Source organism: Rhodococcus sp. PvP016, assembly GCF_017832185.1.
In the GTDB taxonomy this organism is placed as follows: domain Bacteria; phylum Actinomycetota; class Actinomycetes; order Mycobacteriales; family Mycobacteriaceae; genus Rhodococcoides.
On the sequence record NZ_JAFIBH010000001.1, the window covers coordinates 2,118,669 to 2,143,805 of the forward strand.

The window sequence follows — 25,137 nt, forward strand, 5'->3', positions numbered from 1 at the left end:
GTGATGACTTCACTACTCGATCGCGAACCGCACACGCGGGGCCGTTTCGGTCCGAGTCCCGACGAGGCTCGAATGCTGCTCACCGTGGCGTTCCGGCCCGTCGGGCTACTCCTGGCCGTCGTCACGGTCGTGGTGCTGGTGACGCTCGTCTCCGCGAACAGCGACCTGACGGGAACGTTCGGCGCGTTGGCCGCCACGTGGCTGGCCGTGCATCAGGTGCCGCTGGGCATCGCCGGAGCGACGTTGTCGATCCTTCCGCTGCTGCCCACTCTCGTGCTCGTGCACGCGGTGTCGTCGGCGGTCGGGCGGCCGCTGTCCGACGCCTCCACCCGTCGCGACATCGGGTGGGTCGTCGGCTCGGCGATCGCGGGTCCGCTCGCGATGGCGGCGGTGATGCTCGCGATGATTCACGACGCGTCCACCGTCATCGCCCTGAGCACGCCGAATGCGCTCGCCACCTTCGGGTGGGTGATCCTCGTGCACGGCATCGGTGCGGCGATCGGCTGCATCCGCGGCACCTGGCCCTCGCTCATGCGCACGGTGGTCCTGCCGCCGTGGCTCGCGTCGTCCTTCGCTCCCGCGGCGCGTGCCGGCGCGGTGCTGCTCGCCGGTGGCGCCGTCGTCGTCGCGGCCTCTCTCGTGCTGTCCTTCTCCACGCTCGGCACGCTGCTCGAGTCCGGCGGCGGGATCGGCGGAGCGCTGGGCCTGACCGCGATCTCGATGCTGTACCTGCCCAACATCGTCGTGGCAGCGTCGTCGGTCGTCACCGGGTCGTCCGCCCACGTGGGCGCGGCGATGGTGTCCGTCACCGAGACGACCGGCGGTCAGCTTCCGGCCGTGCCGGTGCTGGCGGTCATGCCCGAATCGTCGGCCCAGGTGTGGTGGCCGGTCATGCTCGTCGTTCCCGCACTCGCCGCCGTGGTGCTCGGGCGTGCGTGTGCCCGTGCGACGACGTCCCTGGCGGACGCGGTGCGCAGCGCCGCCGCCGCCGCGGTGTGCGTCAGCGTCGCGGCCGTCCTGATCGGCGTCGTCGCCGGTGGCTCGGTGGGAACGTTCGGCCATCTCGGTGTCGACGCGCCGCTCCTCGGCGTCACCACCTTCGCGTGGTGCCTCGTGGTGGGTGCGCTCACCGCGGCCGTCACCGCCTGGTCCATGCGGCGCCACGACATCCACGGATGGCACGAGGACAGCGACCCCGAGCAGACCGGATCCGACGACCCCGCGGGCAAATCGATGCTCGGTGAGCCGGCCGCCCTGCCCGCAGCCCCGGATGCCGCGCCGACGGACACGGACGTCGTGGAAGCCGAAGCCGAAGCCGAGACCGAAGCCGAAGCCGAGACCGGGGATGCCGTCGAGACAGACGCCGTCGAGACAGAAGCCGATGCCGCGGAGGCGGACGTGGTCGACGCCGAGATCGTCGACCTGCCGGACGAGTCGACCGAGCCCGAGAAGCGCGGCGGCACCGCGACCGCTCCCTGACGCGAGACCGAGCGAGGCCGATCGAGGGGGCGAACGGCGGCCGTCTAGGCTTCCAGTCGGCGTGATCCCACGCCGCGAGAGCACCTGACCCGCCCGAGCAGCTGAGGAGAAGCACGCTGTCTGCCCCGCGTTCGACACCCGGGCGGGACCTCCCGGCCCGCGTCGTCGTCCTCGCCTCGGGGGTCGGATCACTGCTCGGATCGTTGGTCGAGGCCGCGTCCACTCCCGGGTTTCCGGCCGAGATCGTCGCCGTCGTGGTGGATCGCGAGTGCGGCGCCGAGAGCGTGGGGCTGCCGTCGCGGCGAGTGGCCGTGTCGGATCACCGTTCACGTGCGGAGTGGGATGCCGCCCTCACCGAGGTCGTGGACTCCTGGTCGCCGGATCTCGTCGTGAGCGCAGGATTCATGCGCATCCTCGGGCCGGTGTTCCTCGCACGCTTCGGCGGCCGCATCGTCAACACCCACCCCGCTCTGCTGCCGTCGTTCCCGGGCGCGCACGCGGTGGCCGATGCCCTCGCCCACGGTGTGAAGGTCAGCGGGTCCACCGTTCATCTGGTGGACGACGGTGTGGACACCGGCCCCATCGTGGCGCAGGAAGCTGTTCCCGTGCTCGACGGCGACACCGAGGAGTCGCTGCACGAGCGCATCAAGATCGTCGAACGACGGCTGCTGATCGACGTGGTCGCCGCCGTCGCCACACGCGGAGTCATCACCGATGGACGAAAGGCCCAGATCCCCAGTGACTAACCCAGAGAACACGCGCGCCGTCTCGCGCGCACTCGTCAGCGTCTACGACAAGACTGGTCTGGACGAGCTGGCCGTGGGCCTTCACGCCGCCGGGGTGGAGATCGTGTCCACCGGATCGACCGCCGCGCGCATCGCCGCCGCGGGTGTACCGGTGACTCGGGTCGAAGACCTCACCGGCTTCCCCGAGACGCTGGACGGCCGCGTGAAGACGCTGCATCCGCGCGTGCACGCCGGCGTCCTGGCGGACACGCGCAAGCCGGAACACCTCGCGCAACTCGACGAGTTGGGCGTCGCTCCGTTCGAGCTCGTCGTCGTCAACCTGTACCCGTTCACCGAGACGGTGGCGTCCGGTGCGAGTCCGGACGAGTGCGTGGAGCAGATCGACATCGGTGGCCCGTCCATGGTCCGTGCCGCGGCGAAGAACCATCCGTCGGTGGCGGTCGTGGTGGACCCCACCCGCTACGACGACGTGCTGACCGCGGTACAGGGTGGCGGCTTCACGCTCGAGCAGCGAATTGCGCTGGCCGCTACGGCATTTCAGCACACCGCCGCCTACGACGTCGCGGTGGCGTCCTGGATGACCGACGTCCTCGTCGCAGGCGGTTCCGACGAGTCCGAGCACTTCCCGGCATGGATGGGTGCCACCTACGAGCGCGCCTCCGTTCTGCGCTACGGCGAGAATCCGCACCAGGCCGGCGCCTTGTACGTCGACTCGTCCGCTCCCGCCGGCATCGCGCAGGCGGAGCAGGTGCACGGCAAGGAGATGTCGTACAACAACTACACCGACGGTGACGCCGCCTGGCGTGCCGCGTTCGACCACGATCTCCCGTGCGTGGCGATCATCAAGCACGCCAACCCGTGTGGCATCGCGGTGTCGTCGTCCGGCTCCATCGCCGAGGCGCATCGCAAGGCGCACGCCTGCGATCCCGTGAGCGCCTACGGCGGCGTCATCGCGTCCAACCGTGAGATCACCGTCGAGATGGCCGAGCAGGTCGCCGAGATCTTCACCGAGGTCATCATCGCCCCGTCCTACGCCGATGGTGCGCTGGGAGTGTTGCAGCGCAAGAAGAACATCCGCGTCCTGGTGTGCGAGCCGCCGACGGCGGTACCGGAGATCAAGCAGATCTCGGGCGGCCTGCTGCTGCAGGACCGCGACCGTCTCGACGCCGCGGGCGACGATCCGTCGGGATGGACCCTGGCCGTGGGCGAGCCCGCCGACGAGGCACTGCTGGCCGATCTCGAGTTCGCCTGGAAGGCGTGCCGCGCCGTCAAGTCCAACGCCATCCTCATCGCTGCGGACGGTGCGTCGGTGGGAGTGGGCATGGGACAGGTCAACCGGGTCGACTCCGCCGAACTGGCCGTGCGCCGCGCCGGCGACCGCACCACGGGTGCCGTGGCCGCGTCGGACGCCTTCTTCCCGTTCCCCGACGGCTTCCAGATCCTCGCCGCAGCGGGAGTGGCGGCCGTGGTGCAGCCCGGCGGATCGATCCGCGACACCGAGGTCGTGGAGGCAGCGCGCGAGGCGGGCGTGACCATGTACCTGACCGGGTCACGCCACTTCGCGCACTGAGCTCCCCCGAACTTCGACCCCCCCGAACTTCGACCCCCCCCGAACTTCGATCCCCGGGTTCAGCCCTTCGCGAGAACCTTCTCGATGGGCTTCGCGAGCTTCTCCGGCTTGGTGGTCGGCCCGAAACGGTCGACCACCTTGCCGTCGGCGTCGATGAGGAACTTCGTGAAGTTCCACTTGATCCGGCTGCCCAGCACGCCCGACTTCTGATCGCGCAGCCACTTGTAGAGCGGATGCGCGCCGTCGCCGTTCACCTCGATCTTCTCGTGCATCGGGAACGTGACGTCGTACCGCAGCGAGCAGAAGTTCTTGATCTCGTCGGCGTCGCCGGGCTCCTGGTGTCCGAACTGGTCGCACGGGAAGCCGAGAACCACCAGCCCCTGCGGCCCGTACGTCTTGTTCAGCACCTCGAGGCCCTCGTACTGCGGGGTGAATCCGCACTGCGAGGCGGTGTTGACGATGAGGAGCGGCTTGCCCTTGTAGGCGGCGAGGTCGACGGGCTCGCCGTCGATGGTCGTGGCGGTGAAGTCGTATGCACTGGTCTCGGTCACCGCTCGACGCTACCGGCAGGAGGCCACATCGTGTTTGGTCTGTTCTCGGCGAGGGTAGACGCGGGCCATGACTCAGGACCACCGTGACGGCGACCCGGACGGCGGAATGAAGGAGGGCAGCTCGGAGCGCGAACCCCGCGACGACGAGCGGACCTTCCGCGCGCACGCCGGCGAGGCCATCGCCGATGCCCGGAACTGGCCCGGCTACTTCCTCATCGCACTGGGCCTCGGGGCCATGGGCCTGGGCCTCACTGCTGCGGGAGGCGGTTTCGAGGGATGGGTGATGATCCTGTTCCCGGCCACGGTGATCCTCTGGGCTGCCGGTCTGACGGTGATCCTGCTCGAACGCAAGCGCGTCAAGAACGCCGAGGGCAAGGACCTGACGGATCCGTCGGGCCACTGATCGAGCTGTGCACGTGCCGAAACGGCTCGACGCTCGTACGTTGGAAGGGTGACCCAGTCTCCCAGCAGTCGAGATCCACACCCACGCGCGACCACCCTCGGTGAACTCCGCGCGTCGGGACACGTCCAGAAGACAGTCAAGAACGAACTCCGCGACAACCTGCTCGACGCCCTTCGCGAGGGCCGCGACGCCTGGCCCGGCATTCTCGGATTCGAGAACACCGTCCTTCCGCAGATCGAACGCGCACTCCTCGCCCAGCACGACGTCGTTCTCCTCGGCGAGCGCGGGCAGGGCAAGACCCGCCTGCTCCGTACTCTCGCCACGCTGCTCGACGAGTGGACGCCCGTCATCGACGGCTCCGAGCTCGGTGAGCATCCCTACGACCCCATCACCCCCGCCTCGATCCGCCGGGCAGCCGAACTCGGCGACGATCTGCCGGTGTCCTGGCGCCATCGCTCCGAGCGGTACTCGGAGAAGCTGGCGACCCCGGACACGTCGGTTGCCGACCTCGTCGGCGACGTCGACCCCGTGAAGGTCGCCGAGGGCCGCAGCCTGGGTGATCCGGAGACCATCCACTTCGGCCTCGTACCGCGTACCCATCGCGGGATCGTGGCGATCAACGAGCTGCCCGACCTCGCCGAGCGCATCCAGGTGTCGTTGCTCAACGTGATGGAGGAGCGCGACATCCAGATCCGTGGCTACACGGTGCGGTTGCCCCTCGACGTGCTCCTCGTCGCGAGCGCGAACCCGGAGGACTACACCAACCGCGGTCGCATCATCACGCCGTTGAAGGACCGGTTCGGCGCCGAGATCCGCACCCACTATCCGATTCTGCTGACCGACGAGATCGCGGTCATCGAGCAGGAGGCCGACCTCACCGCCGTCGTGCCGCCGCACGTGCTCGAGGTGCTGGCGCGGTTCACCCGGCTCCTGCGGGAATCGCCGTCGGTGGACCAGCGTTCCGGCGTCTCGGCTCGGTTCGCCGTCGCCGCCGCCGAGACCGTCGGTGCGGCCGCGGTGCACCGTGCCGCCGTGCTGGGCGAGTCCGATCCGGTGGCCCGACCCGTCGACACCCAGACCATCGTCGACGTCCTGCGGGGCAAGGTGGAGTTCGAGTCGGGCGAGGAGGGACGGGAGATCGAGGTCCTGAACCACCTGCTGCGGCGGGCCACTGCCGACACCGCACGGGACTCACTCGGCGGTATCGACCTGAGCCCGCTCGTCACGGCCGTCGAGCAGGGTGAGCCCGTGATCACCGGAGATCGAGTCACCGCGAAGGTGCTGCTGAACGAGTTGCCGGATCTCCCCGTCATCGACGAGATCGCCGAGCGTCTGGGCGCGACCTCCGACGGTGAGCGCGCCGCGGCCGTCGAGCTCGCGCTCGAAGGTCTCTACCTCGCACGTCGTATCGGCAAGGACACCGGCGACGACGGGCAGACGGTGTACAGCTGATGGCGGGCCACAACTCCCGGTACGGGCCGTACGTCGACGGTCCGGATCCGTTGGCACCACCTGTCGATCTACGGGAGGCGCTCGACGCGATCGGACAGGACGTTCTCGAAGGTGCGTCGCCGCGCCGCGCGATGCAGGAGATGTTGCGTCGCGGGACGAAGAACATGCGCGGATTGGACGATCTCGCCGCGCGGGCGAACCGTCGTCGGCGGGAACTGCTGAAGAACAAGAATCTCGACGGCACCCTGCAGGAGGTGCGCGAGCTGTTGGACAAGGCGGTCCTCGAGGAGCGCAAGACCCTGGCCCGTGCGCTGGACGACGACGCCCGCTTCCAGGAGATGCAGATCGCCGAGCTGGCTCCGTCGACGGCGCAGGCCGTGCAGGAGCTCGCCGACTACGACTGGCGCAGCAGCGAGGCGCGCGAGAACTACGAGAAGATCAAGGATCTGCTCGGCCGCGAGGTGCTCGATCAACGCTTCAAGGGCATGAAGCAGGCCCTCGAGGGGGCCACCGAGGAGGACCGTGCTCGGGTCGCCGAGATGCTGTCCGATCTCAACGACATGCTCGACGCCCACGCGCGCGGGGAGAACACCGACGAGCAGTTCGAGAAGTTCATGCGCGATCACGGCGAGTACTTCCCCGAGAATCCCGAGACCATCGACGAATTGATCGATGCTCTCGCGGAGCGGTCCGCGGCAGCGCAGAGGCTGCGGAACTCGCTCTCCGCGGAGCAGCGTGCCGAGCTGGACGCGTTGGCGCAGCAAGCCTTCGGCAGCCAGGACCTGATGGACCAGCTGTCCCGGCTCGACGCGAATCTGCAGTCGGCCCGGCCGGGGGAGGACTGGGACTCCGCCCAGAAGTTCCGCGGTCAGGAGGGCATGGGACTCGGCGACGGGACCGGTGTGCTGCAGGACATCGCCGAACTCGAGGAGCTGGGGGACCAGCTTTCGCAGCAGTACAACGGTGCGGCGCTCGACGACATCGACGCCGATGCGTTGCTGCGCCAACTGGGCCCGGAGGCGGCCGCGGACGCGCGGACGTTGGCGGATCTGGAGAAGGCGCTGCAGCAGGAGGGTTTTCTCGACAAGGGGGCCGACGGACAGTGGCGCCTGTCCCCGAAGGCCATGCGGCAGTTGGGGCAATCGGCTCTGAAGGACGTCGCGGGCGGCATGGCCTCGCGCCGCGGTGAGCGTGACACCCGCCGAGCGGGCGCGATGGGCGAGCCCACCGGTGCGTCGCGCGCCTGGGAGTTCGGCGACACCGAGCCGTGGGACGTCGTCCGGACGGTGACCAACGCCGTCCTGCGCACCGCGACGGAACCTCGCGGAGACGGCGAGACCGGAGTGCGTCTGGCCGTCACCGACGTCGAGATCAGCGAGACCGAGCAACGGTCACAGGCCGCGGTGGCCCTGCTGGTGGACACGTCGTTCTCCATGGTGATGGAGGGTCGCTGGGTTCCGATGAAGCGGACGGCGTTGGCGTTGAATCATCTCGTCAGCACCCGGTTCCGTGGCGACGATCTGACGATGATCGGCTTCGGTCGACACGCGCAGACGCTCACACCGTCGGAACTCGCGGGGCTCGACGGCGCCTGGGATCAGGGCACCAACCTGCACAACGCGTTGATGCTGGCCGCGGCGCATCTGCGGCGCAACCCCAACGCCCAACCCGTGGTTCTGATCGTCACCGACGGCGAACCGACCGCCCATCTCGAACCGGACGGCCACGCCTTCTTCGACTATCCGCCGCATCCGCGGACCCTCGGGTTGACGGTCAAGGAGCTCGACACCCTGGCGAAGATCGGTGCGCAGGTGACGATCTTCCGACTGGGGGACGATCCAGGTCTGGCCCGCGTCGTGGACCGGATGGCCCAGCGTGTGGGCGGGCGGGTCATCGCACCCGACCTGGACGGGCTCGGCGCCGCGGTGGTGAGCGACTATCTGAGCGCCCGCAGGAAGCGCTGAGTCGGCTCAGGTCCCGTTGAGCACCGTGCGGGTGCCCACCGGGGCCGCGAGCTGCAACTCCATGGTCCCGTACACGGCGATCATGATGCAGGACTTGTCCTTCGCGGATTCGAGGGTGCCGGTCCGGACGGTGACCACGACCGTCTCCTCGGTCTCCTCCACGGTCGCGTCGGCGCCGTAGCACTCGGGGGTGCCGGTGACGAAGTGCACCGCGATCCGGTTGCCCGGCAGCGCGGTCCACGCCTCGAACGGTGTGGACTGCGCCATCACCAGCGACGCACCGGGTGTGAACTCGGTGCCCACCTGGTCCGCGGACACCTCGTGGGGAACCGGCGGTGAGCCGGGGACGGGCACGAGATCGGTGGGGGACGCCGCACCGGTCTCGAGGTCGCCGACGTCGCCGGGGTCGGAGGAGCCGCATCCGCCGAGTGCGACACACAACAGCAGCCCCAGGGCGAACGACCTCATGACCTCCACGGTAGCGCGGCCGCGCGCGGACCCGGCCGCGCTCGCTCCCACGGTCACGCGAGCAGCGCGGCGACGAGGGCGATGACAGGAACGGACACCAGCGTCGTGACGAAGGCGGTGTCGCGTGCCAACACGGTTCCGCGGCCGTAGCGGGTGGCGTAGATGAACACGTTCTGGGCGGTGGGAAGCGCTGCTATCACCACCACGGCGAAGAGGTCGTGGCCGTCGATACGCCACACCCACCGCGCCAGAACGTAGGTGAGGACGGGCAACACGGCCATCTTGAGAAATGTCGCCAGTGCGACGTCGCGGCGCGGTCCGGCTCCCCGCTCGAGCACACGCACGCCCTGCAACGACATGCCGAAGGCGAGAAGTGCGCCCGGCACGCTGGCGCCGCCGAGCAGAGCGAACGGCTGCATCACGGGATCGGGCAGGCTCAGACCCGTCACGGCGAGCGCCAGTCCGGCGAGGCCGGCGAGGACGATCGGGTTGGTGAACGGGGCTGCCACGACACCGACCAGCGAGGTGCGTCGCGACGACGTCGACACGTCCAGGATCGTCAGGGCCAGCGGCGAATAGATCATGATCTGGAAGAGCAGCAGCGGCGCGACGAACGAGGCGTCGCCCAGGACGTACACGGCGATGGGGATGCCGAGGTTGGCCGCGTTGACGTAGGACGCGGCGAGCGCTCCGATGGTGGCCTCGGGGACCGTGCGCTTCGTGATCGTCAGGGCGATCACCAGATACAGGGCACCGACGAGCAGAGCCCCCACGGCCGTGATGGCGAGTGTGGGGGAGAAGATCACCGACAGGTCGGCGCGGGCGAGGGTGTCGAACAGCAGCGCCGGGGTGGCGACGAAGAACACCATCCGCCCCAGAACGAGTCCGCCGGACTCACCGAGTACGCCCGTACGGGCGACGACGTAGCCGATGAAGACGACCACGAAGATGACGGTGAATCCGGCGAGAACTCCTGACACGGCGGGGCCTGTCAGCCCCTACCGGTCGACACTCAGCGGGTGGTGAACGGGAGGAGCGCCATCTCGCGTGCGTTGCGCACGGCGGTGGCGACCTGACGCTGCTGCTGGGGGGTCAGCCCGGTGACACGGCGACTACGGATCTTGCCGCGATCGGAGATGAACTGACGCAGCAGGTTCACGTCCTTGTAGTCGACCTCGGTGATGCCCGCCGCGATGAGCGGGTTCTTCTTGGGCTTGCGATCCTTCTCGACCCGATCCTTCTTGGACGGGCCCCTCTTCACTGCCATGAGTTCTCCATCTCACCAACTGCTCTTGTGGACGCCGGGAAGTTCCCCGCGATGTGCTCTCTCTCGAACGCCGATGCGGGAGAGTCCGAATTTCCGGAGGTACCCGCGCGGGCGACCGTCCGCAGCGTCTCGATTGCGCAATCTTACCGGACTCGCATCGCGCGGTAGACGCTGGAGAGCCCGCTGCGCCGCGAACCGGTCCTCGTCGCTCGTCGAGGGCCTCCGGATCAGCTCTTTCAGCTCGTGGCGACGTGCCGCGTGGCGGGCGACGATCTCGGCCCGCTGGGTGTTGCGGGCGATCTTCGACTTCTTGGCCATCAGCGTTCCTCCCGGAAATCGACGTGTCGACGCACGACGGGGTCGTACTTGCGCAGCACCAACCGGTCGGGGTCGTTGCGCCGGTTCTTGCGAGTGACGTAGGTGTAGCCGGTGCCGGCGGTCGACTTCAGTTTCACGATCGGCCGGACGTCGGTGCTCTTGCTCGCCATGTCAGAACCTCTTTCCGGCTGCGATCAGACGAGTCACGACGGAATCGATGCCGTCGCGGTCGATGGTCTTGATCCCCTTCGCCGAGACCGTCAGCCGCACTCGTCGGCCGAGACTCGGTACGAAGTAGGTCTTGTGCTGCACGTTGGGGTTCCACCTCCGGCTCGTGCGGTGGTGGGAGTGCGAGACGGATTTCCCGAAGCTCGGTACCCGTCCTGTGACGTCGCAGTGCGCGGACATCGCGGACCCTTCCTCTCTGTCGACTGGTGACTTTATCGACAACAGTTGTCGACAAGCGCTGTGCCGGAACTGTACGCTCGGACGCCGGTAACTGACAATCGTTGTCGACAATGCGAAAGACCGAAAGGACGTGCTGTGCCGATGGAGAACCTCGAGGCGCCCGACAGGAGAACGCCCCTGGTCGTGGTGTGCGGGCCGGAGGATCTCGGCGCCGCGGTGAGCGCCACGTTCCAGGAGCCGGGCACGATCGTCCTGCACCACGACCTCTCCGACGCCTCCGTCGGTGTCGTGCGCCGGCGTACGGTCCGGGTGGACGACGACGGCACCTCGACCACCCGGGTCGTCGACCTCGCAGGACTCGGGTGCTGCGTCTCCTGCCTGCTGCGCGAGGATCTGCTGCCCCTGCTGCGATCGGTCTCCGCGGACTCGTCCGTGCGCCGCATCGTCGTCCGGGTGGATCCCTCGCTGGAGGTCGAGGCGATCTGCTGGGCGATCGAGAACACCGTCGTCACCGGCATGGTCGGCCGGGTGGACGCCACGGCGTCGCGAGACGTGCGCATCGAGGCGGTCGTCGGCTGCGTCGACGGCGCGACCTGGTTGTCCGACGCCACCGGCGACGAGCTCGTCGGCGAACGTGCGTTCCCGCCCGGGCCCGACGGCGATCAGGTCGTGGATCTTCTCGACGACCGCACCGTCGCACAGGTCGCCGTCGGCAACGTTCGAGGGTCCGACCTGCTGGTCGTCGCGGACACCGGAGTCGATCGGTGGGACGCCGCGCGCCTCGACGCGGTGCTGGTACGGCTCGCACCGCGCGCGCCGCGGGTCTGGATCCTGCCTGGCGAACGTCCGCGAGACCTGCTGTCCCGCGTTCCGGCGACAGCGCGGCGAGGACTCGTCGACGACGCCCACGCGCCACTGCTCGACGGGCAGCCACCGCTGTCGGCGGAGTGCGGCGTCACTCTGGTCGAGTTCACCGACCGACGGCCGTTCCACCCGGGCCGGCTGCACGACGCGATCGACGTTCTCCTCGACGGCGTCGTCTCCACCCGCGGTCGGCTGTGGGTGGCCACGCAGCCCGACGCCGTGCTGTGGCTCGAGTCCGCAGGCGGCGGGCTCCGAGTGGCCTCCGCGGGCTCGTGGCTCGCGGCCATGGCACCGGACGAGTACGAGGACGCGCCCACCGCCCGCCGTGCTCTCGCCGCACTCGCGTGGGACGAGGAGTACGGGGACCGCGCGCAGTCGCTGGTGGTGCTGGTGCACGAGGCCGATCCCGAGCACGTGTACGCGGCGCTGTCCGACGCGCTGCTCACGCCCGACGAGCTCGAGAACCCCGAGCTCTGGGCCGAGTGGGTCGACCCCTTCGGGCAGTACCACGAAGATCCCTGCGAGAGCGACAGTTCCGCCATCGGGGCGGACGACGACAGAAGGGCTGCACAGTGAAGAAGAACGTACATCCGGACTATCACCCGGTGGTGTTCCAGGACTCCGGGACGGGTTCGATGTTCCTGACCAGGTCGACCGTCACCAGCGATCGCACCGTCGAGTACTCGGACGGTCGCACCTACCCCCTGGTGGTCGTCGACGTCACCAACGAGTCGCACCCGTTCTGGACCGGCGCGGCGCGGGTGATGGACACGCAGGGACGCGTCGAGAAGTTCGAGCGTCGTTACGGCACCCGCACGAGAAAGGCCTGAACCGTGGCTGTTCCCAAGAGGAAGATGTCTCGCTCGAACACCCGCAGTCGACGCTCGCAGTGGAAGGCGACGCCGCCGGATCTGGTGTCCGTCACCGTCGGCGGCGTGACGCACCGGGTGCCGCGTCGGCTGGTGAAGGCGGTGCAGACGGGACTGTTGGACCCGTCACGACTGACCTGAGGGGTTAGCATCGCCGCATGAACGTCGACGTCACCCTGCTTCCCGGCATCGGGGTACGCAAGGACTTCGCGTTGTCCACGGGGCGACGCATCGGGGTCATCACGCGCAAGGACGGCACGAACGAGCTGATCGTGTCGAAGAAGGAGGACCCGGACTCGACGCAGGCGTCGATCACGCTGACGAACGAGGAGGCGGCGGCGCTCGGCAACCTGCTGGGCACGCCGCAACTCGTCGCGCAGCTGGGGGAGGAGCACCGCGACCTTCCCGGTATCCGGACCCGGCAGTTGCCGATCCACGAGGGATCCCGCTTCGACGGCCGACTTCTCGGCGACACCGCCATGCGGACCAAGACCGGGGTGTCCATCGTGGCGGTCATGCGGGCGGGGCAGGTCCAGCCGTCACCGCCGCCGGACTTCACCCTCGTCGCGGGCGATCTGCTCGTCGTCGTCGGAACGAGCGACGGTCTCGATCACGCGGCGAAGATCCTCGGTAGCTGACGGGTGGGAGAGACTGCGCTCGGATTGACCGAGCTGGGCGCTGTCTTCTTCGCGCTGGGTTTGCTCGCCAGGCTGGCCTCGCGGATCGGCATGTCCCCCATCCCGTTCTATCTCCTCGCCGGGCTGTTCTTCGGCAACGGCGGCATCGTCGAGCTCGACGGCATCGACGACTTCACCCATCTCGCGAGCGAGATCGGCGTGGTGCTGCTGCTCCTGCTCCTCGGGCTCGAGTACACCGCGAACGAACTGGTCACCGGGCTGCAACGGTCGTGGACCGCGGGCCTGCTCGACCTGGTGCTGAACTTCGTGCCCGGTGCGGTGATCGCGCTGATCCTCGGCTGGGGACCCATCGGCGCCCTGGTGCTCGGCGGTGTCACCTACATCTCGTCGTCCGGCATCGTCGCCAAGGTGCTCGGTGACCTGGGCCGACTGGGCAATCGCGAGACACCCGTCGTGCTGTCGATCCTGGTGTTCGAGGACCTCATGATGGCGCTCTACCTGCCGATCCTCACCGCGGTGCTCGGCGGCGTCAGCATTCTCGGCGGCGCCGAGGCCGTGGGCATCTCCCTGCTGGTCGTCGCCGTCGTGCTGGTCGTCGCACTGCGGTACGGGTGGGTGGTGTCGAAGGTGGTCGCCAGCCGGGACCGAGAGGTGGTGCTGCTGAAAGTCTTCGGGCTCGCCCTCCTGGTGGCCGGAATCGCGTCGGCGATGCAGGTGTCCGCGGCCGTGGGGGCGTTCCTGCTCGGCATCGCCATCTCGGGATCCACCGCCCAGGCCGCCACCCGAGTGCTCGAGCCCCTGCGTGACCTGTTCGCGGCCATCTTCTTCGTCGTGTTCGGATTCAACACCGATCCGCGCTCGATCCCGCCCGTCCTCGGGTACGCGGTGCTGCTCGCGGTCATCACCGCGGTGACCAAGGTGGCCACCGGCGCGTGGGCCGCGAAGCAGATCGGTGTGGGACAGCTGGGCCGGATGCGTGCCGGAGCGGCGCTGATCGCCCGCGGCGAGTTCTCCATCGTCATCGCGGGTCTGGCCGTCGCGGCCGGCGCCGTGGAGAGCGAGCTGGCCGCCCTCGCCACGGCCTACGTGTTGATCATGGCCGTCGCCGGACCCATCGCAGCCAGGGTCGTCGAGCCCGTGACGCAACGCGTTCTGGCCGCGCGGGGTTCGTGAGGTCCGGCGTCGTGAGACCGGCCTGCTGCAGCGATGCCTTCTTCGCCGCGAGCGCCGCCCGCGCCGCTGCCCGGTCCTGCGTCCACTGCGCGACGACCTCGTCGGCGTCGACGCGGCCGATGGGTACCTGAGGTCCCACGGGCGCCCGCAGCCAGTCCATGATGCGCGCGTTCAGATCCTTGACGATCGCGCGGACCGCGTCCTCGGATCGCACGTCCCGCAGCGCCTCCGGGAGACGCTCGACCTCCTTGCGCAGGCGGAGCGGCGTCGGCAGGAGAGCATCGCCCGAGAGGTTCTCGCGCTTCAGATACCCCCGCACCCAGGACAACTCGTCGGTGCTCGACGGCGGGATCGGCTTGCCGAGGCCCGGCAGGTTCTCGAAGGCGCCGTTCTCCTGAGCGGACGCGATCTGCCGGTCCACCCACGTCTGGACACTGATGTCCGACGGCTTGCGTTCCGTCATGCGACGACACCTCCTGCTGTGCTGCTGTGCCTACCCGACGGGGTCGGACCCGAGCCCTCTACCCGACGGGGTCGGACCCGAGCCCTCTACCCGACGGGGTCGGACCCGAGCCCTCTACCCGACGGGGTCGGACCCGAGTTCCTCCACGAACTCGCGGACCAGTTGCTCCGCGATCACCCGAGCCTTGACGTTGGCGGCCTGACTCATCGTCGCGATGTGGTCGAAGGCCGCCTCCGGCGACATCCGCTGCGTGACCATGAGCAGACCGACGGCCTGACTCAGGACACTGCGGCTGTCGAGCGCCGTGCGCAGTGAGGACACCTCGCGCTGCGCGCTGCCGAGCAGTTGCTCCCGCAGCCGGGCGAGCTCGAGGTGCACCCGGATGCGCGCGACGAGTTCCGCGGGCTGGAACGGCTTGGTCACGTAGTCGTCCGCACCGAGGCGGAGCCCTTCGACGACCGACTCGGATCCTGCGCGCGCACTGAGCAACACGATCGGGACGCGCACCAACCGGCCGTCGGACCGCGCCTCGTCGACGAGCGAGAGACCGGAGCGTCCCGGCAGCATGATGTCGCTGACGACGACGTCCGGCGGGTGGGCTCGGGCGTGCGCCATCGCGGAGTCGACATCGGCGAACATGGTCACGTGCCAGTTCTGCTCGCGGAGCAGTCCGACGAGGTAGTCGCGCATGTCGGCGTTGTCCTCGACGAGCACCACCTGGCGCTGATCGGGTGTCGGATCGGTCCGGACGCCGTCCAGCGGTCGCCAGGTGTCGGCTTCACCGATGTACCCGGCGCCCAACGCTTCCGCGACCTCGTGCGTGGTGGCGTCGGAGGCGGGCGGCGCGGACGCCACCGTACGGGGAAGTCGCACGGTGAAGGTGGACCCCGTGCCGTCCGGACCGGCGCTCACGTCGATGGTGCCGTGCAGGGCGGCGACGAGGTCGCGCACCAGGGAGAGTCCGACGCCGGACCCCTCGCGGCTGCGGCCGGCGACGGCGGCGACCTGGTAGAACCGGTCGAAGATCTTGGCTCGGTCGGCGTCGGGGACACCCGGGCCGGTGTCCGTGACGGTCAACGTCACCGTGTCCTCGTCGTCTCGCAGGCTCACGGTGACCGATCCCGCCGTCGTGAACTTGACCGCGTTGGACACCAGGTTCATCACCACGTGAGTCCACATCGTGCGGTCCATCTCGGCGAAGCGGTGGGTGACGCCGTCGAGCGCGAGGTGCAGCTCGACTCCGGCCCGCGCCGTCGCGTCGCGGAACATCGAGGCGCAGTCCGCAGTGAGCGACACGAGGTCGGTCGGTTCGAGCGACACGACGAATCCGTCGGCATCGCCGCGGGCGACGTCGAGCAGGGTGTCCACCAGTCGCTGCAGTCGGAGTGCCGCGCGCCGCGCGGTCTGCAGCGATCGCACCCGGTGCGGTGGCAGCGGGTTCTCCTGGTCGTCCACCACGTCGCCCAGCGGACCCAGCAGCAGTGTCAGGGGAGTGCGGAACTCGTGACTGACGTTCTCGAAGAACCGGGTCTTCGCGGCATCCAGCTCCTCCAGTTGGCGGGCCCGGCGGCGTTCTGCCGCGTACGAGTACGCGTCCGTCAGCGCCGTCGAGATGCGTCCGGCCACGAGATCGAGGAACACGCGGTACGGCTCGTCGAAGCGCCGCAGCGCACTGATGCCGGCCACGAGAACGCCGACGGGTCGGCCCGAGGACGCGTGCAGGGGGAGCACGACGGCGGTGGTGTCGACGGTTTCGCCGACGCCGCTCGCGCTGACGCGATCGATCACGTCGCGATCGACGGTCGTGGCGGTGTGCGGCCGACCGGGGAGCGTCGCGGACGTCGAGGCGACGGGGCGGATCTCGCCGAGCTCCGCGTCGTGGGTGGTACGGAGGTGGATGGACGCGAACGGCACGTCGGCCTCGTTGCCGGCGAGTAGGTCCAGCGACGCCCGGCAGACGTCGTCGATGTCACGGGAGGCCACGGAGATCGAGCCCAGCTGGTGCAGCACCGACATGCGGCGCTCCGCCAGCACCTGCTGGGTCACGTCGGTGGTGGCGACGAGGACCCCGTTCACCGTGTCGCCGGAACCGAGGATCGGGCTGTAGGAGAACGTGAAGAACGTCTCCTCGAGGTAACCGAAGCGGTCGAGCAGCAGCCTCTGCTCCGTGCGATGAACCGCCGTGCCGCGCAGAGCGTCGTGCGCCAACGGGCCGAGCTGGTCCCAGCCGACGCGCCAGCAGTCCGCGGCGCGCTGGCCCACCGCCTCGGGAAACAGGTCACCGGCCATCGGGGTGTAAGCGTGGTTGAAGAGCTGGACCAGATCCTCGCCCCACCACACGAGCTGCCCCACCTCGGACGGGAACAGTGTGCGGATGGCGGTCACCAGCGCGTCCGGCCAGGATTCGACGGGTCCGAGCGACGTCGAGGACCAGTCGAACTCGCGATGGGCGGTAGAGGTGGCGTCCGTGCCGGGGAACAGCTCGTCGCGGGTCGTCACGCGACCACGTGCGTCATGCGAGCACACCCGTCATGAGCTGTGTGCTGTCGTCGTCCCCGGCATTCCTCGTGAACCTTCCTCGCGCGTCTCCGTACAGTGTAAAGGTGCGCGCGGGGTGGTGACGACGTCGCGTGGATCAGGCCAGCGCACTCCCGGCGAGCCACTCGGACCACGGGACGCTCCAGTCACCGTTCTGCCACTGCTGCAGCGGTGCACCGCCGGTGTCGCGCACCTCGACGACGTCGCCGGGCACCGAGAAGTCGTAGAACCACGACGCGTTCGCCCGGCTCAGGTTGAGGCAGCCGTGGGAGACGTTGGTGTTGCCCTGTGCCCACACGGTGTCCTCGAGTTCGTGCAGGTAGATGCCGTCGTTGCTGATGCGCGTCGCGTAGTTGATCGATTCCTTGTATCCCAGGCGCGAGTTCACCGGCAGCCCGTACGTCGAGGAGTCCATGATCACCGGGTTCGCCTTGTCCAGCACGGTGTAGACGCCGGGCTGGGTCCAGAACGTCAACGTCTGGCCACCGACGGTCTCGCTGCCGCCCATGCCCATCGACGTGGGCATGGTGCGCACGAGCGTGCCGTTCTCGTACACCTCGACCTGCTTGGTGTCGTCGTCGGCGACGGAGACGTGCGAGTCGCCGATGGTGAACGACGTGGTGACGTCCTCCTGTCCGAAGAGGCCCTCGCCGACCTCGACGCCGTACACCTTCGCGGAGATCGTCACCGCGGTTCCGGGCGCGTAGTAGTTCTCCGGCCGCCAGTGGACGTTCTGGTCGTCGGCCCAGTACCAGGATCCGGTCACGGCGGGCGTGGTCTGGACCGACAGCGTGCGCTCGGCGGCGACGCGGTCACCGATGGGCTCGTCGAAGTGCACCACCGCGACGATGCCGACGCCGAAGGTGCCCCCGTCCGTGAGCAGGTTGCCGCCCGAGGTCACGAAGGAGGGCAGCGTGTAGTTGTCCGGCTCCACGGTCGTGAACGAACTCGTCTGCTCGTGTGCGGCGCCGTCGGTCGCCTCGGTGTCGATCTCGAGTGAGTACTGCTTCCCGTAGCCGAGCGTGGTGGCCGGCTTCCAGGTGGATCCGTCGGGTGTCACGACACCGTCGACGACGACACCGTCCGCGTTCGTCATCCGCACCGCGGTGATGGTGCCGTTGGACGCCGTCACGCTCACCGGCGCGAGCGGATTGACGTCGGCCGCGCCGTCCGGCGGGTCGAGGGTGACGGTCGGCGCGGGTGCGGCCTGCGTCGTCTCCGGCGCGCCGCCGGAATCACCTCCCGAGCCGCCGTCACCCGATCCGATGGTGCAGGCCGAGGCCAGCAGCATCACGAACGCGAGACACGCCAGGAGAACGGTGCGGAGAAGGGCAGGACGGGACGACATGCGGGTGCTCCGTAAGGTGCGGAATCGGGCAGCGCGACGACACGGCGCTGACCACCACGGTAGCGCGTGCGCGGCGCTCACCCCCGCCGAGCGGGACAGCGCGTTCGATGGAAGCATCGCGGGCATGACCACGACTCGCCGCAGATCCTCCGTCCCGGACGCGTTGCCGCCGCAGGTGGTCGTCCTCTTCGGAGCCACCGGAGACCTGGCCAAGCGCAAGCTGCTGTCGGGGATGATGCACCTCGTCCTGTCCGAACTGGCGCCGCGGATGCGTGTCGTCGGTACGTCGTTGCAGGAGATGACGTCGGACGAGTTCCGGGCGATGGCGAAGGAGGCGATCGAGCAGTTCTCCACGCGCACACCGACGGACGACGAGTGGGACCACTTCGCGACCCGCCTCACCTACGTCCCCCAGACCGCCGGTCCGCAGGCGTTGTCGGACGCGGTCGCGGCGGCGGAGAAGGAACTCGGGGACGGCGCGCAGCGGCTGCACTACCTGTCGGTACCGCCGTCCGCGGCGCTCGCCGTCATCGACATGCTGTCCGAGGCGGCGCTCGTGGAGCGGGCCCGCATCATCATGGAGAAGCCGTTCGGCACCGATCTCGCCAGCGCCGTCGCGCTCAACGCGGCTGTGCACGAGACCTTCGCCGAGGAGCAGATCTTTCGCATCGACCACTTCCTCGGCAAGGAGCCGGCGCAGAACATCCTCGCGTTCCGCTTCGCCAACGGTCTGTTCGAGCCGATCTGGAACCGCACGTTCATCCAACACGTGCAGATCGACGTGCCCGAGACTCTCGGACTGGACGGCCGCGCCGGCTTCTACGAATCGACGGGTGCCTTCAAGGACATGGTGGTGACCCATCTGTTCCAGGTGCTGGCCTTCACGGCCATGGAGCCGCCCACCGCGCTGGAACCCGAGGCGATCAAGGAGGAGAAGAACAAGGTCTTCCGATCCATGCTTCCCCTCGATCCGCGGAACGTCGTGCGCGGCCAGTACTCCGGCTACCGGAGCGAGAAGGACATCGCCCCCGACTCGGACACCGACACCTTCGTCGCCCTGAAGTGCCACATCGACAACTGGCGGTGGGCGGGCGTGCCGTTCTATCTCCGCACCGGCAAGAAATTGGCCGAGGGGCAGCGCATCATCTCGATCGCGTTCCGGGAGCCGCCCAAGTCGATGTTCCCGGCCGGTTCCGGTGTCGGCGCCCAGGGGCCGGACCACCTGACCTTCGACCTCACCGACTCGTCGAAGGTGTCGCTCTCCTTCTACGGCAAGCGGCCGGGCCCGGGCATGCGGCTGGACAAGCTCAGCATGCAGTTCGCGCTGCACGAGACCGAGAGTGCCGCAGACGTTCTGGAGGCGTACGAGCGGCTGATCCTCGATGCGATGCACGGGGATCACACCCTGTTCACCACGTCCGAGGGCATCGAACGGTTGTGGGAGGTATCGGCACCGCTGCTCGAGGACCCGCCGCCCGTCCGGTCCTACGCCCCGGGGTCGTGGGGCCCCAACGCGATCCACAGTCTGGTCGCGCCCGACGCCTGGCGGCTGCCGTTCGAGCGTGAGTGGCGCGGGGAGTGAGTCAGCCGCAGGTGCTCGGTGCCGGTGTCCCGGCGAACCGGCCGTCCAGCCATTCCGCCGGCGCACTCCCGAGGTTCAGGATGCCGTGGCCCTGCCCCGGTGCCTCGCGAAGTTCGATGGTGTCGCCGAGTGCGCACGCTCGCTGCACCGCGGCCACCGTCCACTCCGGGAGTGCGAGTCGGTCCAGTTCGCCGTAGCCGACGAACATCGGTGCTGTCGCCGCGGTGCCCGGCACTCCGGCCTCGGTGAGCCGGGCGCGCAGACGATCTGCGGCGGCCTGGTCCACCGGTGCGTAGTCCGCCGGTGTGACCGACTGGGCGATCGCGCTCTCGAGCCCGTCGTTCTCGCCCTCGCAGGCGGCGAAGACGTCCCGGCGTTCGTAGAGCGTGCCGCGGAGGTAGTCGGTCACCTGGAGGTCGGGGTGCGCGACGGAGAGACCTGTCAGGACCGACGGCAACAGCGAGACCTGTTCGGCGGTGAGCGTTCCGGCGACCATCGCGTCGACCAGCGGGCTCAGGTCGGTCGCGGGAGACATGCTGATGGTGCCGACGAGGCGGAGTCCGTCGCCGTAGTCGGCGGCCCGTTCGTTCGCGGCCCACACCGCCTGCCCGCCCTGCGAGACGCCGTACCCGATCCAGGAGTCGGACGTCGTCGGTTCCACCTCTCGCGCCGCGCGCACCGCGTCGATCACGTTGTTGCCTGCCGTGGCGGCATCGAGGTACGGGTGCGGACCCGGGGTGCCCAGGCCCTCGTAGTCGGTCATGGCGACCACGTAACCGTTGGCGAGGAACGGAATCACGGTGGTGACCGCCCCCAGCAGCCCGATGTGGGTGGACGGCGCGCATCGACTGTCGGTACCGGTGGTCGCGTGGCCGATGGAGACGACGGGCCACCCACCCGCCGGTGGGTCGCCGCGAGGAACGAGTACCAGCCCGCTCACCTCGGTGGCCGCGCCGTCGATGCCGGAGGTCGAACGGTAGAGCACCGTCTTCGACACCGCTGTCAGAGTGGAGAGTGCGGGGTACCCGGCGAAGTCACGGGGAGTGTCCAGAAGCGAGCCGGCGGCGACGTCGGCGAGGGAGTCGACGGCTGTCGCAGGTGCCGACTCTCCCGGCAGGACAGCGCAGCTCGCACAGAGAACGGTCAGCACCGACAGCCAGGTCGGCGCGACGTGGCGGCGCGCGGTCGTCGTCGACGAGCGCGGCCACCGCACGTCACTCGCCGTCGGAGCGCAGGTCGGCCGTGTTCCGGCTCAGCAGGCCGACGGGATCGGCACACGCGCGGGCGAGGGCCCGGTCCACCGTCTCGGTCTCGATCATGCCGCTGCAGAACGACGCCGAGTACGAACGGCCGCCCTGGACCTGCGAGACGAGGATCGAGATGCCGTCCGGGCCGTCTGGTTCGAGAGAAGCCGTCATCTGACGGGGTCGACCGTCGTCGAGCCAGGAGAGGTGGTCGTAGAGCGAGAGGGTGCCCAGGTCGCTCACCGCGAGTCGCGGTCGGTCGGGCACCGTGACGACGTCCTCGCTCGGCGCCGGCGCCGGGGCCGTCCGATGACCCTTGAGAGTGGCTCGGGCGTCGGCCATTCCGAGCACGGCGATGGGCCAGCCGGAGTCGATGACCTGCTTCATGACACCGGCGACATCACCCGGCGTCGGCAGCACGGGCAGGCGGATCGGGATACCGATCGCGAAGTTGCCGTGTTCCGCTCGGTGCTTCTCGTCGAGGTACCGGCGGCAGTTGAAGAGGATCATGACGTGCTCGTCGAGGGGCACACCCTCGGACCGTAGAGCGGCGACGAGCAGGGCCACCGAGACCGACGCGCCGGTGGCGCCCGGCGCGTTCGCCTTCGACCACGATCGCAGTGCTGCCACCTGCTCGGGACGCATGTAGGCCGCGCGCGCGGTCTTCGTCGACTCCCAGTGCTCGATACGGCGCGTCGGCACTCCGTCGGCCGTCGCGTCACGCCGCTTGTGGACGGCGCGCAGGCGCCGGAAGTCCTGCAGCGCGCGAGGGTTGGATCGGTAGTGCCGTCGCAGAGCGCTCCACGTGGCGTTTCTCGGCAGCGACGGCGCCATGCTGCGTGCCATCGCGAAGCCCGGGTCGCTGGCGGCGGCACCGACCATGGTCACGCCCATCAGGCCGTCGCCCACTCCATGGGAGTAGTGGACCACGGCGTAATCACCGCACAGCACGATCTCCACGGGGGCTCGCACGCCCTCGCGGGTACGCACGCGATCCATCAACTCACCGAGGTCGTCGGTGGCCAGATCCGGCCTGCTGGTGACGGCGGTGCCGGCGCCGATGTCGGTGCGGTACGCCCAGTGTCGCTGATCCGCACGCGGATCGAGACGGATGCGGGAGGTGGGGGACGCGTTCTCCGCCGCGGCGAGCATGGCCCGCGCAGCCTCGACGTCGAGCCCCGCCACGGGTCCCACGACCGCCAGGTTCTGGGCGGGCGCGAACGTGCGGTCGAGCTCGGTCGACGGGTACTCAGACTGCGGCATCGATCACCTCCTGCATCCGTGAGCGGAAGTTGGCTCGCGAGAATCCTTCCGCCCAGACGCGGATCTGCGCTCGATCGAACTGGGCCGGATCGAACGTCTTCATGGCATCGGCGAAACCGGTGACGATCTCGTCGTCGGTACCGGGCTGCACGTGCAATCCGGTGGTGCCGTGGATGACCGAGTCGACGGCGCCACCCTCACCGAGCGCGATGACCGGGGTACCGGTGGCCATGGACTCGACGGGAACGATGCCGAAGTCCTCGATGCCGGGCATCAGCAGTGCGCGCGTGGAGCGGTGGAGTTCGAGCAGTTTCTCGTGCGAGACGCGGCCGAGGAACACCGTCTTCGGTCCGGCGAGGGCGCGGCACTGCTCCATCGCGCGGCCGTCCCCGGCGACGATGAGCGGTACGTCCGCCAGGGCCGCCGCACGGATCGCGATGTCGGGACGCTTGTACGGCACCAGGCGACCGGCGAGTAGGAAGAAGTCCTCACGCTCCACCGTCGGATCGGGAGTGAATCCCTCGGTGTCGACGGGTGGGTGCACCACCACGGCGTCGTCTCGTCCCCACCAGCGTGAGATGCGGTCCGCGACGGCGGTCGAGTTGGCGACGACGGTGGTCAGACGCGGCGCAGCTCCTGTCTCGCAGCGCCGTGCGACGGCCGACAGCGCCGTGAGGATCGCAGCGCCCGCGCGGCCGCCGCCTTCACCCGCCCGCAGTTCCGGATCCCACGCCCAGCGCGCCGGACTGTGCACGTAGGCGATGACGGGAGCATCGGTCGCGTGCACGGCCTGCGTCGCGAAGGCGTGGTGGCTGACGACGACGGCCTCGGCGTCTCGCAACGGCAGACGACGGAACGCCGTCGGCATCAGCGGCAGGACCGGGGCGTAGGACCGCTGACCGATGCCGTTGTAGATCGAGTTGAGCCACGTGGTGTTCGGCGGCGTCGTCAGCCCGGCGGGAGTTCCCTCGGGACGTGCGATGGGTGCAAAGACGCGCGCGCCCGGCCACTGCAGAGCGAGTTGTTCGACGACGTGCTCGGATCCGGCGATCTCGGTGAAGCGCTCGTGGACGATCGCGATCTTGTCAGTGTCTGGCATTGTGTCCGACCTGTTCCTCGGGGCGCTGGGAAGCCGTGCGTCCACCCGGAGCGGGATCGGACCGGCGCTTGCGGCCGGACGGTTGCACGACGAGGTGAGTGTGGATCCCGAACGTCCGCAGCTGCTTCAGCACTCCCTCGGCAGCTCGGCGGTCGCGTCCACCGGACGACAGTAGTACCACCGCGGTCTCGACGTCGTGCACGTCGATGAACGTCCACCACTCGCTCGTGAGGTCGGCCCCGACGAGAGCGTCCGGGTGGCGGGGTTGCCCGCCCGTGGAGAGGGACGTCGGAGCCGGGTACACGGCATCGTCACCGACGAGCACGAGCACGTTCTGCTCGGTGCGGCCGTGGGCGGCGTGCCGCGCGCCGGCCGACCGGGTGCCGTTGCCGTTGGACGACGGCGCGCCCCGGTCGGATTCCGCAGCCGACGCGGCCACCGTCGCGGCGACGACGGGCGGCAGGCCCGTGGTCACCGTCGGATCGAACTCGGCCTGGTACTTGCGGGCGACGCGGCGGGCCCACGCGGGGCGCGGTCGGCGCCCTAGTCGGCTGCGCAGCAACACGATCAGCTCGGCGGAGACGATGAACGCCACCAGGCCCGCGACGGAGGCCTCCGAGGCCGGCATCGGTGAGACGGGGGCGGTGCTCTGCTCGGGCACGGCGAGCACCGCCAGTTGGTTCCCGCCGCCCGTGCTCTGGAGCTGCGTCAACTGGTCGCGGAGGTCGGCGAGCGACTGGTCCGATGCGGAGCGGGCGGGGTCGCCCGGAATGAGCTGGGAGTTGCGCGCCTCCTCGGCGGCGATCGAGGCCTGGACCTGCTCGAGCTGCCCCTGTGCGTTGCGGGCGGCGTTGGCCGACGACGCCTGCGACACCGTGGTCACCGTGGTGCGCGCGACCTCGAGGGCGAGCTCGGGGGAGTCCGCGGTGACGGTGAAGGTGAGCAGCGCCGGCGACGTTCCGGGGGCGAGTTCGAGGTGCGAGGCGAGCTCACCGGCGTCCCAGCCGGTGTCGACCTGCGACAACACTTGGTCGAGCACGTCGTTGTCCGCGGCCAGCCCGATGAACGGGGCGCGCAGCTGCTCGATGAACGCGTCGCCGGGGATCACCTCGCCGGTCGCCCGAATCTCCGTCACGATGGACGCCGCGTACTGCTTCTCGGTGCCGTACTCACGGAGGGCGAAGACGCCGGCGCCGACGATCAGCGCGATGATCAGAGCGGGAAGGAACGCACGTCCCAGTTCCCGCATGTGCCCGGCGAGATCTATCGGCGGAGGTACGTCTCCGCGGTGCACGGGGTCGTCTACGGGCGCCAACCGAATCTCCTCGAGTTGCTGGTGCGCGTGCGGTCATGCCCGGTCGACGGCATGTTCCATTCGATACTACGCAGGGACCGAGACCATTCCGGCGAAGGCGAATTGCCGTGTGTCA

26 protein-coding genes are annotated in these 25,137 nt (G+C 69.3%); 12 read left to right on the forward strand and 14 right to left on the reverse strand.

Annotation, left to right across the window (positions count from 1 at the left end):
- Positions 1–72: 72 nt before the first annotated feature.
- The 3 genes from JOE30_RS09890 (at position 73) to purH (ending at position 3,795) form a co-directional block, all read left to right on the forward strand.
- Complete coding sequence (locus tag JOE30_RS09890; RefSeq protein ID WP_204866398.1) at positions 73–1,479, forward strand: DUF6350 family protein; 1,407 nt, start codon at positions 73–75, stop codon at positions 1,477–1,479.
- A gap of 101 nt (positions 1,480–1,580) precedes the next feature.
- Positions 1,581–2,225, forward strand: coding sequence for a phosphoribosylglycinamide formyltransferase (gene purN, locus JOE30_RS09895; RefSeq protein WP_204870208.1), 645 nt, complete (start codon positions 1,581–1,583; stop codon positions 2,223–2,225).
- Positions 2,218–3,795, forward strand: a complete 1,578-nt coding sequence (gene purH, locus JOE30_RS09900) for a bifunctional phosphoribosylaminoimidazolecarboxamide formyltransferase/IMP cyclohydrolase (protein ID WP_307806126.1) — start codon at positions 2,218–2,220, stop codon at positions 3,793–3,795. The genes purN and purH overlap by 8 nt, the downstream gene beginning before the upstream one ends.
- Positions 3,796–3,854: 59 nt before the next feature.
- Here purH and JOE30_RS09905 read toward each other — a convergent pair whose 3' ends face one another.
- A complete protein-coding gene (locus JOE30_RS09905) occupies positions 3,855–4,346 on the reverse strand; it encodes a glutathione peroxidase (protein ID WP_204866400.1) in 492 nt (163 codons plus the stop codon).
- Between the two features lie 67 nt (positions 4,347–4,413).
- On the opposite strand from JOE30_RS09905, the gene JOE30_RS09910 reads away from it, so the two are divergent.
- Genes JOE30_RS09910 through JOE30_RS09920 form a run of 3 tightly spaced genes read left to right on the forward strand, consistent with a single transcriptional unit; the run spans position 4,414 to position 8,165 of the window.
- Positions 4,414–4,749: a hypothetical protein gene (locus JOE30_RS09910; RefSeq protein ID WP_081821049.1), complete on the forward strand. Its 336-nt coding sequence runs from the start codon at positions 4,414–4,416 to the stop codon at positions 4,747–4,749.
- Positions 4,750–4,797: 48 nt separating this feature from the next.
- Positions 4,798–6,201, forward strand: coding sequence for a sigma 54-interacting transcriptional regulator (locus tag JOE30_RS09915; RefSeq protein WP_204866402.1), 1,404 nt, complete (start codon positions 4,798–4,800; stop codon positions 6,199–6,201).
- On the forward strand, positions 6,201–8,165 hold the full coding sequence (locus tag JOE30_RS09920; RefSeq protein WP_204866404.1) for a VWA domain-containing protein: 1,965 nt from the start codon (positions 6,201–6,203) through the stop codon (positions 8,163–8,165). Before JOE30_RS09915 ends, JOE30_RS09920 begins: the two co-directional genes overlap by 1 nt.
- Positions 8,166–8,171: 6 nt before the next feature.
- Here JOE30_RS09920 and JOE30_RS09925 read toward each other — a convergent pair whose 3' ends face one another.
- From JOE30_RS09925 to rpmB, 6 genes are read right to left on the reverse strand one after another with little or no spacing between them, the layout of a single operon-like run.
- Positions 8,172–8,633 carry a hypothetical protein gene (locus tag JOE30_RS09925; protein WP_204866405.1) on the reverse strand — a complete coding sequence of 154 codons (462 nt, stop codon included), beginning with the start codon at positions 8,631–8,633 and terminating at the stop codon, positions 8,172–8,174.
- A gap of 53 nt (positions 8,634–8,686) precedes the next feature.
- Positions 8,687–9,613 carry an AEC family transporter gene (locus tag JOE30_RS09930; RefSeq protein WP_204866407.1) on the reverse strand — a complete coding sequence of 309 codons (927 nt, stop codon included), beginning with the start codon at positions 9,611–9,613 and terminating at the stop codon, positions 8,687–8,689.
- Between the two features lie 32 nt (positions 9,614–9,645).
- On the reverse strand, positions 9,646–9,900 hold the full coding sequence (gene rpsR / locus JOE30_RS09935; RefSeq protein ID WP_027504142.1) for a 30S ribosomal protein S18: 255 nt from the start codon (positions 9,898–9,900) through the stop codon (positions 9,646–9,648).
- 12 nt (positions 9,901–9,912) lie between these two features.
- Positions 9,913–10,218, reverse strand: coding sequence for a 30S ribosomal protein S14 (gene rpsN, locus JOE30_RS09940; protein ID WP_027504141.1), 306 nt, complete (start codon positions 10,216–10,218; stop codon positions 9,913–9,915).
- Complete coding sequence (gene rpmG, locus JOE30_RS09945) at positions 10,218–10,388, reverse strand: 50S ribosomal protein L33 (RefSeq protein WP_204866409.1); 171 nt, start codon at positions 10,386–10,388, stop codon at positions 10,218–10,220. Before rpmG ends, rpsN begins: the two co-directional genes overlap by 1 nt.
- A gap of 1 nt (position 10,389) precedes the next feature.
- On the reverse strand, positions 10,390–10,626 hold the full coding sequence (rpmB, locus tag JOE30_RS09950) for a 50S ribosomal protein L28 (protein WP_204866411.1): 237 nt from the start codon (positions 10,624–10,626) through the stop codon (positions 10,390–10,392).
- Positions 10,627–10,767: 141 nt separating this feature from the next.
- Here rpmB and mrf point away from each other — a divergent pair, with 141 nt between their 5' ends.
- The 5 genes from mrf to JOE30_RS09975 are packed head-to-tail and all read left to right on the forward strand — an operon-like array spanning position 10,768 to position 14,170.
- A complete protein-coding gene (mrf, locus tag JOE30_RS09955; protein ID WP_204870209.1) occupies positions 10,768–12,066 on the forward strand; it encodes a ribosome hibernation factor-recruiting GTPase MRF in 1,299 nt (432 codons plus the stop codon).
- A complete protein-coding gene (locus JOE30_RS09960) occupies positions 12,063–12,320 on the forward strand; it encodes a type B 50S ribosomal protein L31 (protein ID WP_027504137.1) in 258 nt (85 codons plus the stop codon). Before mrf ends, JOE30_RS09960 begins: the two co-directional genes overlap by 4 nt.
- 3 nt (positions 12,321–12,323) lie before the next feature.
- A complete protein-coding gene (gene rpmF / locus JOE30_RS09965; RefSeq protein WP_056447007.1) occupies positions 12,324–12,500 on the forward strand; it encodes a 50S ribosomal protein L32 in 177 nt (58 codons plus the stop codon).
- 17 nt (positions 12,501–12,517) lie between these two features.
- A complete protein-coding gene (locus tag JOE30_RS09970) occupies positions 12,518–12,997 on the forward strand; it encodes a cation:proton antiporter regulatory subunit (protein WP_204866412.1) in 480 nt (159 codons plus the stop codon).
- A 3-nt stretch (positions 12,998–13,000) separates the two neighbouring features.
- The gene (locus JOE30_RS09975) at positions 13,001–14,170 is read left to right on the forward strand and encodes a cation:proton antiporter (protein WP_204866413.1); all 1,170 of its coding nucleotides are present in this window, start codon (positions 13,001–13,003) and stop codon (positions 14,168–14,170) included.
- Here the strand turns inward: JOE30_RS09975 and JOE30_RS09980 are convergent.
- The 3 genes from JOE30_RS09980 to JOE30_RS09990 form a co-directional block, all read right to left on the reverse strand.
- Positions 14,091–14,633, reverse strand: coding sequence for a DUF1992 domain-containing protein (locus JOE30_RS09980; protein ID WP_204866414.1), 543 nt, complete (start codon positions 14,631–14,633; stop codon positions 14,091–14,093). The two genes, JOE30_RS09975 and JOE30_RS09980, sit on opposite strands and share 80 nt — an antisense overlap.
- A 114-nt stretch (positions 14,634–14,747) precedes the next feature.
- A complete protein-coding gene (locus JOE30_RS09985) occupies positions 14,748–17,132 on the reverse strand; it encodes an ATP-binding protein (protein WP_204866415.1) in 2,385 nt (794 codons plus the stop codon).
- Positions 17,133–17,268: 136 nt separating this feature from the next.
- Positions 17,269–18,519 carry an Ig-like domain-containing protein gene (locus tag JOE30_RS09990; RefSeq protein WP_204866416.1) on the reverse strand — a complete coding sequence of 417 codons (1,251 nt, stop codon included), beginning with the start codon at positions 18,517–18,519 and terminating at the stop codon, positions 17,269–17,271.
- 124 nt (positions 18,520–18,643) lie between these two features.
- On the opposite strand from JOE30_RS09990, the gene zwf reads away from it, so the two are divergent.
- Positions 18,644–20,101 carry a glucose-6-phosphate dehydrogenase gene (gene zwf, locus JOE30_RS09995; protein ID WP_204866417.1) on the forward strand — a complete coding sequence of 486 codons (1,458 nt, stop codon included), beginning with the start codon at positions 18,644–18,646 and terminating at the stop codon, positions 20,099–20,101.
- Position 20,102: 1 nt separating this feature from the next.
- On the opposite strand, the gene JOE30_RS10000 is transcribed toward zwf, so the two are convergent.
- The 4 genes from JOE30_RS10000 to JOE30_RS10015 are packed head-to-tail and all read right to left on the reverse strand — an operon-like array spanning position 20,103 to position 25,022.
- Positions 20,103–21,314: a lipase family protein gene (locus JOE30_RS10000; protein ID WP_307806127.1), complete on the reverse strand. Its 1,212-nt coding sequence runs from the start codon at positions 21,312–21,314 to the stop codon at positions 20,103–20,105.
- A 1-nt stretch (position 21,315) separates the two neighbouring features.
- On the reverse strand, positions 21,316–22,608 hold the full coding sequence (locus tag JOE30_RS10005) for a hypothetical protein (RefSeq protein ID WP_204866418.1): 1,293 nt from the start codon (positions 22,606–22,608) through the stop codon (positions 21,316–21,318).
- Positions 22,595–23,707 carry a glycosyltransferase gene (locus JOE30_RS10010; RefSeq protein WP_204866419.1) on the reverse strand — a complete coding sequence of 371 codons (1,113 nt, stop codon included), beginning with the start codon at positions 23,705–23,707 and terminating at the stop codon, positions 22,595–22,597. Before JOE30_RS10010 ends, JOE30_RS10005 begins: the two co-directional genes overlap by 14 nt.
- Complete coding sequence (locus JOE30_RS10015) at positions 23,694–25,022, reverse strand: hypothetical protein (RefSeq protein ID WP_204866420.1); 1,329 nt, start codon at positions 25,020–25,022, stop codon at positions 23,694–23,696. Before JOE30_RS10015 ends, JOE30_RS10010 begins: the two co-directional genes overlap by 14 nt.
- Positions 25,023–25,137 lie beyond the last annotated feature (115 nt).

Bases quoted from the DNA above. Each gene is read 5' to 3' on its own strand.
- JOE30_RS09890 (WP_204866398.1), top strand. From the start codon at position 73: ATGCTGCTCACCGTGGCGTTCCGGCCCGTCGGGCTACTCCTGGCCGTC.
- JOE30_RS09910 (WP_081821049.1), top strand. From the start codon at position 4,414: ATGACTCAGGACCACCGTGACGGCGACCCGGACGGCGGAATGAAGGAG.
- JOE30_RS09920 (WP_204866404.1), top strand. From the start codon at position 6,201: ATGGCGGGCCACAACTCCCGGTACGGGCCGTACGTCGACGGTCCGGAT.
- JOE30_RS09925 (WP_204866405.1), bottom strand. From the start codon at position 8,633: ATGAGGTCGTTCGCCCTGGGGCTGCTGTTGTGTGTCGCACTCGGCGGA.
- rpsR (WP_027504142.1), bottom strand. From the start codon at position 9,900: ATGGCAGTGAAGAGGGGCCCGTCCAAGAAGGATCGGGTCGAGAAGGAT.
- rpsN (WP_027504141.1), bottom strand. From the start codon at position 10,218: ATGGCCAAGAAGTCGAAGATCGCCCGCAACACCCAGCGGGCCGAGATC.
- rpmG (WP_204866409.1), bottom strand. From the start codon at position 10,388: ATGGCGAGCAAGAGCACCGACGTCCGGCCGATCGTGAAACTGAAGTCG.
- rpmB (WP_204866411.1), bottom strand. From the start codon at position 10,626: ATGTCCGCGCACTGCGACGTCACAGGACGGGTACCGAGCTTCGGGAAA.
- mrf (WP_204870209.1), top strand. From the start codon at position 10,768: ATGGAGAACCTCGAGGCGCCCGACAGGAGAACGCCCCTGGTCGTGGTG.
- JOE30_RS09970 (WP_204866412.1), top strand. From the start codon at position 12,518: ATGAACGTCGACGTCACCCTGCTTCCCGGCATCGGGGTACGCAAGGAC.
- JOE30_RS09980 (WP_204866414.1), bottom strand. From the start codon at position 14,633: ATGACGGAACGCAAGCCGTCGGACATCAGTGTCCAGACGTGGGTGGAC.
- JOE30_RS09990 (WP_204866416.1), bottom strand. From the start codon at position 18,519: ATGTCGTCCCGTCCTGCCCTTCTCCGCACCGTTCTCCTGGCGTGTCTC.
- zwf (WP_204866417.1), top strand. From the start codon at position 18,644: ATGACCACGACTCGCCGCAGATCCTCCGTCCCGGACGCGTTGCCGCCG.
- JOE30_RS10005 (WP_204866418.1), bottom strand. From the start codon at position 22,608: ATGCCGCAGTCTGAGTACCCGTCGACCGAGCTCGACCGCACGTTCGCG.
- JOE30_RS10010 (WP_204866419.1), bottom strand. From the start codon at position 23,707: ATGCCAGACACTGACAAGATCGCGATCGTCCACGAGCGCTTCACCGAG.